Raw genomic sequence first — 11,370 nt, 5'->3', positions numbered from 1 at the left:
CGAAGGCCAGCAGCGCGAACACGTTGCGCGTCGCTTCCGGATAGGCCGAGAAGAACTGCGCCCCGATGATCGCCGCCAGCGATCCGTACAGATAAAAGTCGTACCATTCGAACACGGTACCGAGGGACGAGGCGAGAATGACCTTCTTCTCGCCCGCGCTCATGGGCCGTGTGGCCGATGAGCTGCCAGGAATTGCGCTAGCCGCAACCATGAAACGTTTCTCCAGAATTTCTACTGCCCAAGCGTTGTCCACTCGTGGCACATTGGACCCTTTTACGTCACCCTGACTTCCGGAGAGGCCGACGAGACTGAACAGTCTCGCTGTGCACACTGGTCCGATCTGGGTACGTCGGGCGTACTATTAAGCGAGACTATGCTTTCGCCCAAGACCGGAAAGCGGTGTTCCAGTACCGAATTGAGATATTTTTCAACGCCGCGGCAATTATTTTTTTGTCGATGGCCGGGATTAAAATGCGCCGGACATAAAAAGAGGGCGCGGCTCACGCCGCGCCCCTTCTCAAATGTCCGGGAGATGAAGCCCGTCGTCAGTGCGCGTGGGCGCCCGACGCTCCGATTCCCGTCTCCGAGCGAATGAACTGCGCATCGAACAAGGCGCGTTCGCGCTTGGCCCTGGCCGTATTGTCGAGCTTCGACACGACATAGATCGTGAGGAAGGCGAGGGGCATCGAGAAAAGGGCCGGGTTGTCATAAGGGAAGATCGCCACCGGATTGCCGAAGGTCGTCACCCACACCGCCTTCGACAAGATCACCATGCCGACCGCCGCGAAGAGACCGACGAAGCCGCCGATGAGGGCGCCCCAGGTGGTGGTTCCCCGCCACAGGATCGACATGGTCAGGATCGGGAAGTTGCAGCTCGCCGCCACCGAGAAGGCGAGACCGACCATGAAGGCGACGTTCTGATTCTCGAAGACATAGCCGAGATAGATCGCGACGATTCCGATGACCACCGCCGAGATCTTCGAAAGCCTGACCTCGGACGCCTCGTTGGTACGACCCCGGGCGATGACGCTGGCATAGAGATCGTGGCTCACTGCCGAAGCACCGGCGAGCGTCAGGCCGGCCACCACCGCGAGAATGGTCGCGAAGGCCACCGCCGAGATGAAGCCGAGGAAGTACGGCCCGCCCACAGCGTTGGCGAGGTTCACCGCGACCATGTTGGTGCCGCCGATCATGCCCTTGAGCTTGTCGAAGGCGCCGGCCGGATCGAGCTTGAAATAGGCCGGGTCCGACATCAGCAGGGCGATGCCGCCGAAGCCGATGATGAAGGTCAGGATATAGAAGTAGCCGATCAGGCCGGTGGCGTAGAACACCGACTTGCGGGCGGCCTGAGCGTCGGAGACGGTGAAGAAGCGCATCAGGATGTGCGGCAGGCCGGCGGTTCCGAACATCAGGCCGACGCCCAGCGAGATCGCCTCGATCGGGTTCGAGACGAGGCCGCCCGGCGACATGATGGCGTCGCCCTTCGGATGGGTGGCGACGGCCGCCGAGAACAGGGCCTCGGGGTTGAAGCCGTACTTGTAGAGGACCGCGCCGGCCATGAAGGTGGCGCCGCCGAGCAGCAGGCATGCCTTGATCACCTGGACCCAGGTCGTGGCCTTCATGCCGCCGAAAGCGACGTAGACGATCATCAGCACACCGACGATCACCACGGCGTAGAGGTAGTCCAGGCCGAACAGAAGCTGGATCAGCTTACCCGCGCCGACCATCTGGGCGATCAGGTAGAACGCCACCACGACGAGGGTTCCCACCGCCGAGATGATGCGGATCGAGGTCTGGTCGAGGCGGAACGAGGCTACGTCGGCGAAGGTGAACTTGCCGAGGTTGCGCAGCCGCTCGGCGATGAGGAACAGCACGATCGGCCAACCGACGAGGAAGCCGGTGGAGTAGATCAGGCCGTCGAAGCCGGAGGTGTAGACGAGGCCCGAAATGCCGAGGAACGAGGCCGCCGACATGTAGTCGCCGGCGATCGCCAGCGAGTTCGTGCCGGCCGAGATGCCGCCGCCGGCGGCGTAGAAGTCGGAGGCCGACTTGGTACCCTTGGCCGCCTTGTAGGTGATGCCGAGGGTGAAGAGCACGAAGAACGCGAACATGCCGATGGCCGGCCAGTTCGTCTGGGCTTTCGTGACGGCGCCGATATCCGGGCCGGCCGCATAGGCGGCGCCCGCGAGAATGACAGCGAGGGTGGTGCCGAGGGCGATCGGGTGGGCTGAGCGGATCATCGGCCGAGATCCCGCTTGAGCGCGGCGGTCAGATCGTCGAAGCGGCTGTTGGCGCGCTGGACGTAGATGCCGGTGAGGATGAAGGCGAAGACGATCACGGCGACGCCGAGGATGAGGCCAAGCGAAGTGGTGGCGCTGCCGACCTTCATGGCGAGCAGGGACTTGTCGAAGGCGATCAGGCCGATGAAGCCGAAATAGACCAGCAGCATCAGGATCGTCAGCGTCCAGCCGAAGCGCGTGCGTTCGTGGACGAGCTCCTTGAATCGCGGATTCTGCGCAATCCGCGCAGTCTCGATGTCGGACATGGCATTACCTTCCCTGAAGCCTCGGCCCTTCTGATCGGGGCCTGGGGATCGAGCAGCGATGAGATGAGGGGACGATTGAATTCGATGCGGGCCTGACGTGTCTCGGGTCCCGAGGCCCGCCAGTGCAAGCGTCGCGAGATCACGATTTCGCCATGACCGGTCGACGGTTCGGAACCCGACCCGCGAATCGATCGGCGCACCCCAATTGGAGTGCGCCGTTTCACTTCTGGAACGTGGAGATCAGGACGCGCGGTTCTGGCGGTTCTCGATCAGGTCGTCGACCACGGCCGGCTCGGCGAGGGTCGAGGTGTCGCCCAGCGACGAGAACTCGTCCTCGGCGATCTTGCGCAGGATGCGGCGCATGATCTTGCCGGAACGGGTCTTGGGCAGGCCGGGGGCGAACTGGATCAGGTCCGGTGAGGCGATCGGGCCGATATCCTTGCGGACCCAGGCCACCAGCTCCTTGCGCAGCACGTCGGAGCCTTCCTCGCCCTCCATCAGGGTGACGTAGGCGTAGATGCCCTGTCCCTTCATGGAATGCGGGTAGCCGACGACGGCGGCTTCCGAGACCTTCGGATGGGCGACGAGGGAGGATTCGACCTCCGCGGTTCCCATGCGGTGGCCGGAGACGTTGATGACGTCGTCGACGCGCCCGGTGATCCAGTAATATCCGTCCGCATCTCGGCGGCAGCCGTCGCCGGTGAAGTAGAGATTCGGGTAGGTCGAGAAGTAGGTCTGCTCGAAGCGCTCGTGGTCGCCGTAGACCGTGCGCATCTGGCCGGGCCAGGAATCCTTGATGCAGAGGTTGCCCTCGCAGGGACCGTCGAGCTCCTTGCCCTCGGCATCGACGATCAGCGGCTGCACGCCGAAGAACGGGCGCGTGGCCGAGCCCGGCTTCAGCTTGGTGGCGCCCGGAAGCGGTGTGATGAGGATGCCACCGGTCTCGGTCTGCCACCAGGTATCGACGATGGGGCAGCGGCTGTCGCCGACCACCTTATAGTACCAGTCCCAGGCTTCCGGGTTGATCGGCTCGCCGACCGAGCCGAGGACGCGCAAAGAGGCCCGCGAGGTCTTCTTCACCGGGCCTTCGCCGCCGCCCATGAGCGAGCGGATGGCGGTGGGGGCGGTGTAGAAGATGTTGACCTTGTGCTTGTCGACGACGTCCCAGAACCGCGAGGTCGACGGGTAGGTCGGGATGCCCTCGAACATCAGGGTCGTCGCGCCGTTGGCGAGGGGCCCGTAGACGATGTAGCTGTGGCCGGTGACCCAGCCGACATCGGCCGTGCACCAGTAGACCTCGCCCTCGCGGTAATCGAAGACGTATTGATGGGTCATCGAGGCGTAGACGAGATAGCCGCCGGTGGTGTGGACGACACCTTTAGGTTGGCCCGTCGAGCCGGACGTGTAGAGGATGAAGAGCGGGTGCTCCGCCTCCACGGCGACGGCCGGGCACTCGTCCGTCACCTGGGCTGCGGCCTCGTCGTAATAGACGTCGCGACCGGGCTCCATCGGGACGTCGCTGCCGGTGCGGCGCACGACCACCACGTGGTCGACGGCGTCCTTGCCGAGGCGGCCGATGGCGGCGTCGACATTCGCCTTCAGCGCGACCTTGCGGCCGCCGCGCAAACCCTCGTCGGCGGTGATGACGAGCTTCGAGGCGCAGCCCTCGATGCGACCGGCCAGGGAATCCGGCGAGAAGCCTCCGAAGACGATTGAATGGACCGCACCGAGCCGGGCGCAGGCCAGCATGGCGTAGGCGGCTTCCGGGATCATCGGCAGGTAGAGCGTCACGCGGTCGCCCTTGCCGACGCCGCGATTGCGCAGCACGTTCGCCATCCGGCAGACTTCCGAATGAAGCTGACGGTAGGTGATGTGCTTGGATTCGCCAGGGTCGTCGCCTTCCCAGATGATCGCGACCTGATCGCCGCGGGTGGCGAGATGTCGGTCGATGCAATTGGTGGAGACGTTGGTCTTGCCGTCCTCGAACCATTTGATCGAGACGTTGCCGGGAGCGAAGCTGGTGTCCTTCACGGAAGAGTACGGCGTCGACCAGTCGATCCGCTTGCCGTGCTCGCCCCAGAACGCGGCCGGGTCGTCGACCGAGGCCTTGTACATCGCCTGATACCCGGCATCGTCCACATGCGCGCCGTCGCTCCATGCCGCGCGAACGTCGACCACCTTCTCGTCCATGACGCTATCCCTGCTGGTGCCCGATCGTATCGCGAAAACCGCGCAGCCGGGACTTCCAACTTGTTCTTAGGCGTAGGAACGGACTCTTCGCAAGCGCGAAGACCGGGGATTCACCGGCGCCTATACCCCTCTTTTAGAGAATATCGCCCGGCATCCCGTCTCCCGTATCAGTTGCAGCCGATACAGATGCCCTTTATTCCCGAGCCTTCCGTCTTGCGCTGCTTGCGGCGGTCTTCCGGCTTCATCTGCGTATCGGGCGCGGCGGCGGCGCCGGGAGGCTTGGTGACGCCCGTCGAGGTGATGTTGCGGAACTGTCCGGCCGAGTCGATGTTGCCGCCCGATGACTGCGAGGTGCCCGCACCTTGGGCGATGGCGGGGGTGCCGATCATCGCGAAGCCGGCCGCCGAAAGGCCGGTCATTGCGAGGCCCGAGACGAAGGCGAGGATGGACGCGCGCATGGATGTTCTCCTGAATAGTGCAGGAAAACGGATGCCGGCCTTCCGGGTTGCCTTGCGCCCGCACCGAACGTTCGCCGTTTTGTGAGCACCGAGGCTCAGGGGGGCGGCGCGCAGGGTTCGGTCCGGGCGGGCCAACCCGGATTGGCCGCGCGGAACTCGTCCACCACCGCATCGAGCCGTGCCTCGACGAGGTCCGTCATCGGCACGACCCGATCGGAGGCGACGAGCCATTTGGCGCCGTCCCAGATCTGCACGAAGCCGGGCGGACGCCCGCCATGGTCGCGGCAGGTGAGGGTAACGGCATGGGCGAAGCCTGCGAGGCCGAACACCTTCCAGCGGCTGTCGTCCACCGAGAGGCTCTCGAAGCTGCGGCGCACGTCCTCGCCGCGCAAAGGGGCGCCGCGTCGCGCCCTCTGCGCCTCCGAGACGGCCTCGGCGGCGAGCACGGCATTGTAGACGCCCCGGTTGTAATGGGTCTCGCCCGACCCGTCCTTGGGTGTCGAGGACAGGCCGCGATCGGTGACGAACTGGTCGATGGCGTCGAAGGCCGGGAATGCGTCGCCGAAGGCGTGACGGCTCACCTCCTTGAAGCCGCGACTGGCGGAGCCGGTGCGGCGGATTCCGTCCTGGTCGGGCCAGCGCAGGGCGATCATCCGGTCCGGCGGGAAGCCGACCTTCAGGGCTTCCTCGACGGAGGCGCCGCTCTGCGTGCCCTGGCCGAGGAGGAGAATGTGGTCCGGTGGCGAAGCGGCGATCCGCGTCCACAGGGCGGCCTTGCCGGCATCCGTCTCGTCGTCCGCGAAGAGCGGCGTCGAGAACCCGTAGCGGGCGGCGAGTTCCCGCAGGACCGCGAGGGCGGACGGATCGGCGCCCGCATCGCTGTAGACGAGGCCTATGGAGAGGCCCTGCAGTTCGGAAAGGCCGCCCAGCCGGTTCGCGAGATAGCGGATCGCCATGGTCATGCCGCCGAGCACGGTGGCGGAGGGGTTGAACACCCAGGGCAGGAGATCGCCGCGCGTGCCGACGGGGAAACCGTCGGCCAGCGACAGGATCGGGATCCGGTCGCGGGCGGAGGGCTGCAGCAATTCGTAGGTGACGCCCCGGTCGGGCGTCGTGATCAGCACCGATCCGGCCTCGCGGGCTTTGGCATAGCAGGCGCGGGCGCGCTCCACCTCCGAGGACACCTCGCATTCCTCGACCTCGAGCGGCACGCCGCCGATGCCGCCATCGCGCTGGTTCAGCATCTCCAGGTAGTCGTGCATGCCGTTGGCGACCCGCGCGCCGATGGCGGCGTTGGGGCCGGTGCGATTGGTGAGGAGGGTCAGGCGGACGGGATCGGCCGCGGCGGCCGGAAGGCAAAGCGTCAGGACCAGGGCCGCAACCGCCATCGGCCGCATGAGGCGTCGCGTCATGATGGATGCTGCATCGGGGCCGTTCCTCGGTGACCGCTCGTCGAGCGTGACGCACCGCCCGCGGCCGGGGCGATGATGCCAGATGCCCGGCCGGGAGACGAGGCGCGACCGCCTCGAAAAATCACGCGGTCGCGCTCACGCCGTCTTCGTCACCGCCTGGGGAGGGAACAGCATCTCCACCAGCGTGCCCTCGTCCTTCCGGCTCTCGATCCGGAAGCGGCCGTGATTGGCCTCGACCAGGGCCTTCGTCAGAGGCAGGCCGAGGCCGGTCCCGGTGCTCCGTCCGTCCGCCCGTCCTTTGGGCGGTCCGGCCACGGCGATCTGCCGGAACGGTTCGAGGGCGGTCTCGACCTCGTCCGGCGTCATGCCGATGCCGGTATCGCGGACCCGGAGCGCGATCTCGCCGCGATCGGCCATGGTGGTGGAGACGATGACCTGACCGCCGGCCTCGGTGAACGCGATCGCGTTGGCGATGATGTTGAGGGCGGCCTGCCGCACCGAGCGCTCGTCGGCGACGAGAATGGGAAGGTCGTTGGAGAAGCTGGTACGCACGACGATCCGGTCGCGCATCGCCTGGGGTTGCAGCATGGCCACGCAATGGGTGACGACGTCGTTGAGTGGCACTTCCGAGAAGGTCAGGTCGAGCCGGCCGGCCTCGATCTTGGCGAGGTCTAAGAGGTCGTTGACGAGGCTGAGGACGTGGGTACCCGAGGCGTGGATGTCGCCGAGATAGTCGCGGTAGCGCTCGTGGCCGAGGGGGCCGAACGGCTCGGCGAGCATCATGTCGGCGAAGCCGAGGATGCCGTTCATCGGCGTGCGGATCTCGTGGCTGATCCTGGCGAGGAAGTCCGACTTGCGGGCGCTGGCATATTCCGCCGCGCGCCGGGCATTCGAGGCTTCGGCGGCGACGCTCCGGGCGGCGCGCACGTCCCGGACGGTCATGGCCATCCGTCCATCGTCCCGTCCGGCGAGGGGCGCCACCCTGATCAGCATCGGCAGCATGCCGGACGCGGTGCGGCCGATCACGTCGGGGACGGGCTGCTTGCCGACAGCCTCATCGGCGACGGCCTCCGCCGGGCCGGCGACGCCGTGGACGCTGGCAAGCACGTCGACGGCGCTCTCCGGCGCGAACAGGCTGAGAATGCCCGCACCGACGATCTCGCGCGGGTCGAGCCCGAAGGTGGCGGCAGCGCTGCGGTTGAGCCCGATGATCCGCGCATTCCGGTCGAGGGTGATGATCCCGTCCTCGATCGTGTCGAGGACTGCCTGCGCGTCGGCCGCACGGGCTCCGGCGAAGGCATCGGCGATCTGCAGGGCGGTCCGTTCCCGGGCAGGCTCGCCGGAGAGGGCGTCGCGGACGAGGAGGAGCTGGGCCGGTGCGCCGGACCAGTCGATCTCGGATGCCTGCAGGTCGACGCTCAGGCTGCCGCCCATGGCGGTGGTGAGGATGGCGGGGGCATCGCTCGCCGCGCGATCATGGGGCACGAGCCCGGCGAACAGCCTGCCGATTCCGCCCCGCGCCGCGAGATCGCTGAGTTCGGAGAACCCCGCCATCGTCAGCAGTCGGCTGTTGGCGAACAGGACGTTGCAGCCGCGATAGACCAGGACCCCGCCGGGAAGCCGCTCCAGCGTCGCCGTCACCTCGGGGCTCGGCCCGTCGGGCGCCAGCTCGACCGGTCGTATCATCGCGTTGGGGAACTGGGTCACCGATCCGCTCACGGAGCGTTCTTCGCCGTCTCCCGCCGGCGGGGCGGCCTCCCAGTCCTCGCCATCCCCTTCGAAGCGGGCGCCGAGGGCGCGGGCGATCTCGCGGAACGCCGCATGTTCGTGACTGGACAGGTGGGGATTCTGGAACATCGCCCATCCGCCGTCCTCGGACGGCACGATCACTGGAGACGGTGCGAGATCGTCAGAAGGCGCAGTTGCTTCGAGAGGCGGGGTGTCTTCGGACGCTGTCGGCGACGGCTCGGCGACGGGATCGGTCGACTCCGGCCGCGCTTCCGATGTCGAAGCGATCACCTGCAGGGCAGGTGTATCGTCTTCTGGCGAGGCCACGCTCACCCGGTCCGGGACGAACCCGGTCCAGGCTTCGGCGACGGGCAGGGAGATCGCTGCCTCCGAGGCGGACCCTTGGGAGAATTCGGACGGTCCGAGAGCTTCGGACCGCGCAAAGACGGGAGCCATGCCCATGGCGGTATCGGCGATCCGGTTCCCATCGCTCTCCGTCTCACCGTCGGGCCGCTCGGCCGGAGGCTGCGGCGATGGCGTCGTCTCCGGCTGCGCCTCCGGCCCGTCAGACGGCGGCGACGAGGCGGGCCGAACCAGCGCGAAACCGTTGAATCCGGTGAAGGCGGTTCCGGCGCGCTGGATCGGCGTGCCCGATATGTCGAGGTCCAGGGCGGATGGTGCCCCATCGTTCCGCAGTGTCACCGAGATCGCGCGGAAGGTCCGGCGTTGGGCCAGGGCGAGGAGGAGCCCCTCGGCATCGATCAGCGTGCGCGTCTGTGACAGGGCGGCCCAGGTCCTGCCGATCAAGGCGGGCCGGATCGACGTGGCGGCCGGTCCTGAAATGTCGGTGAGCCTGTCATCCGCATCGCTCCGCCAGACGACGCGCCCGGTGGGGGAGGGCTGATCTTCGGCCGGCGAAGGGACGGCTTCCGCCGGCCGCACGCTCGCGGCCAGCGGCGCCGCGGCTTTCGGCGAGGGCGCGCGAAGGCTCGGCAGGCGCTCCATCGGTGCGAGGACGAGGAGATTGCGTCCCGTCCCGTCCTTGGTCCTCAGGACCAGCCAAGTCGTCGCCGGGCCTAGGCGACGCGAATCGAAACGCAGCTTCATCAGCGAGGGCCGATCCAGCGCCAGCCCACGGGGACGGATCTGTTCGCCGAGCCGAATCATTTCCGCGATCTGCCCCGAGCCGCCGGCGCTGATGGCCTGCCCGAGACCTTCCACGGCGGGGGATGCCAGCAGAATCCTCTCGGCTGTTCCATCCAGAACGAGCCATGCCGCATCCGCCGCGCTCAGGCGGGTCCCGAAACGCGAATCGCCACTCCACCGCCGAACGAGATCGCAGACGTCCGTTTCGGCGCCGGACGTCGATTCTTCAGCCCCTTTTTCGAACATTCGCACCCGTTTCGCGTGACACGCTCGTGATTCGCGACCTTTTTTAACCGCAACGCGCCGCCGATGTGGACACCAAGCGTCGCCGGTGCGCGTTTACCTTTTGTCATCCTTAATGCTGCGCCCGAGGGTGGCATAGGGCGGACGATGTGTTATTGTGCAGCGCACAACAAACGATCAACAAGCAAGTTCAGAGGAGACGAGACATGAGCAACACCCCGAACTACGAAGTGCCTGCTGAAATGCGTGATTTCGCCGAGAAGAGCGTCGATCAGGCTCGCAAGGCGTTCGATTCCTTCATCGGTGCGGCCCGTCGTACCGCCGATACCGTCCAGGGCTCCGCCGAGACCGCCCGCACCAGCGCGCAGGACGTGTCCGCCCGCGGCTTCGAATTCGCCGAGCAGAACGTCAACGCCGCCTTCGACCTCGCCCAGAAGCTGGTCCGTTCGCGCGACTTGCAGGAGGCCATGCAGCATCAGGCCGAATTCGTTCGCAGCCAGTTCGCCGCGATCCAGGCTCAGGCCAAGGAATTCGGCGGTCTCGCCCAGAGTGCGATGCAGCAGGGCGCCGAGAAGGCCAAGGCCGCCATGCAGGAAGGCGCCGAAAACACCCGCAAGGCGATGGAGCAGGGCACGGAAGCTGCCCGCAAGGCCGGCGCCGATGCCGAGCAGGCCATCCGCAACGCCAATTCCTGAATGCTGATCGTGCTCGGACGGACGCGGTCCGTCCAGTGAGGAGGCCCGTCCCGCCGATCCGGCGGGGCGGGCTCTTCCGTTGATGGACGGGCGGGCATCGAAGATGCTCCGCCATTCAGCCGCTGACGGGACTGGTATACGCGTCCTGGCAAGCACGTGCCGTTATCGTCCGACGTCAATTGATCCGTTCACCCGCTCTGTCATCCCGACGGCAGCGATGTTGCCGCCGGAAAACGGTCCCGACGTCGTGTCATCATGAACCGCTTGCAATCGTTTCGCCTCCGCGGATGTCTTCCTCCGCGCAGCCAGTCGCTCGTCACGCCGCTGGTCTTATCGGTGCTGATGACGTTCGTCGTCTCTGCGATCTCGACCTACAAGGCGCTCGGGCCCGATGCGGCCTTCCTGGCGCATTGGCCATCGGCGTGGGCACTGTCCTGGGCCGTGGCGTTCCCGACGCTCCTTCTGGTTCTGCCGCTGGTGCGCCGCATCGTCGGTTTCCTGGTCCGGCCGGCATAGGCCCTGGGCTTCGCGTTCCATTCCGGATGAACCCTTATCCCAGGCGACCGGATGGTGGCCGGGAGATCACGTGCGGTCGCTCCCGACGGGGTGGGGTCGGGCTTGGCAGAAGCCCCGCATCCGTGGTTCGAGGAAGCGCGGACAGTAGGGACGGGATGATCGGTGGCTATCAAGATCGGTGACTATGCCGCGTCGGACGACAACGAAGCGACCATGAGCGTGATCGAGATCGACGGCGACAAGGCCCTGTGTCGCTGGTTCGTGGACGGCGACGTAGATGGTGACGAGCAGGAGGCATGGTTGCCGATCGCTTCTCTCACGGTTCTTTGAGCGACCCGAATCCGACCGATTCGTCATCGCTCGCAATCGATTGCGGGGTAGCACGTGCGAAGGCGCGCTTGCACCCCGGCGGCCGGTCTCTTAACGCTGGCGCCCCG

Annotated in this window: 9 protein-coding genes and 1 pseudogene; 3 read left to right on the top strand and 7 right to left on the bottom strand. The window is 66.5% G+C overall.

The annotated features are described in order from the left end of the window. The 7 genes and pseudogenes from ACFQ4G_RS16925 to ACFQ4G_RS16895 all read right to left on the bottom strand — a co-directional run. Positions 1 to 211, bottom strand: a pseudogene (locus tag ACFQ4G_RS16925) (MFS transporter); the annotation flags it as partial. A gap of 334 nt (positions 212 to 545) precedes the next feature. Next, a complete protein-coding gene (locus tag ACFQ4G_RS16920; protein WP_238208975.1) occupies positions 546 to 2,240 on the bottom strand; it encodes a cation acetate symporter in 1,695 nt (564 codons plus the stop codon). Beyond that, entirely contained in the window at positions 2,237 to 2,545 is a 309-nt protein-coding gene (locus ACFQ4G_RS16915; protein WP_238208976.1) for a DUF485 domain-containing protein, read from the bottom strand. Before ACFQ4G_RS16915 ends, ACFQ4G_RS16920 begins: the two co-directional genes overlap by 4 nt. A gap of 240 nt (positions 2,546 to 2,785) precedes the next feature. Continuing rightward, positions 2,786 to 4,735, bottom strand: a complete 1,950-nt coding sequence (gene acs, locus ACFQ4G_RS16910; protein WP_238208977.1) for an acetate--CoA ligase — start codon at positions 4,733 to 4,735, stop codon at positions 2,786 to 2,788. Positions 4,736 to 4,902: 167 nt separating this feature from the next. Next, positions 4,903 to 5,193 carry a hypothetical protein gene (locus ACFQ4G_RS16905; protein ID WP_238208978.1) on the bottom strand — a complete coding sequence of 97 codons (291 nt, stop codon included), beginning with the start codon at positions 5,191 to 5,193 and terminating at the stop codon, positions 4,903 to 4,905. A 95-nt stretch (positions 5,194 to 5,288) separates the two neighbouring features. After that, on the bottom strand, positions 5,289 to 6,605 hold the full coding sequence (locus ACFQ4G_RS16900) for an ABC transporter substrate-binding protein (RefSeq protein WP_238208979.1): 1,317 nt from the start codon (positions 6,603 to 6,605) through the stop codon (positions 5,289 to 5,291). Positions 6,606 to 6,740: 135 nt separating this feature from the next. Next, positions 6,741 to 9,440, bottom strand: a complete 2,700-nt coding sequence (locus ACFQ4G_RS16895; RefSeq protein ID WP_238208980.1) for an ATP-binding protein — start codon at positions 9,438 to 9,440, stop codon at positions 6,741 to 6,743. Between the two features lie 488 nt (positions 9,441 to 9,928). Here ACFQ4G_RS16895 and ACFQ4G_RS16890 point away from each other — a divergent pair, with 488 nt between their 5' ends. The 3 genes from ACFQ4G_RS16890 to ACFQ4G_RS16880 all read left to right on the top strand — a co-directional run bounded on the left by ACFQ4G_RS16890 (position 9,929) and on the right by ACFQ4G_RS16880 (position 11,263). Next, positions 9,929 to 10,417 carry a phasin gene (locus ACFQ4G_RS16890; RefSeq protein WP_238208981.1) on the top strand — a complete coding sequence of 163 codons (489 nt, stop codon included), beginning with the start codon at positions 9,929 to 9,931 and terminating at the stop codon, positions 10,415 to 10,417. Between the two features lie 255 nt (positions 10,418 to 10,672). Next, the gene (locus ACFQ4G_RS16885) at positions 10,673 to 10,933 is read left to right on the top strand and encodes a DUF2798 domain-containing protein (RefSeq protein WP_238208982.1); all 261 of its coding nucleotides are present in this window, start codon (positions 10,673 to 10,675) and stop codon (positions 10,931 to 10,933) included. Between the two features lie 162 nt (positions 10,934 to 11,095). Continuing rightward, positions 11,096 to 11,263, top strand: coding sequence for a hypothetical protein (locus ACFQ4G_RS16880; RefSeq protein WP_238208983.1), 168 nt, complete (start codon positions 11,096 to 11,098; stop codon positions 11,261 to 11,263). Positions 11,264 to 11,370 lie beyond the last annotated feature (107 nt).

The organism is Methylobacterium marchantiae (genome assembly GCF_042679825.1).
GTDB lineage: Bacteria > Pseudomonadota > Alphaproteobacteria > Rhizobiales > Beijerinckiaceae > Methylobacterium > Methylobacterium marchantiae.
Note: the sequence above shows the minus strand (reverse complement) of the source record. Positions and strands in the feature narration are given on the sequence as shown.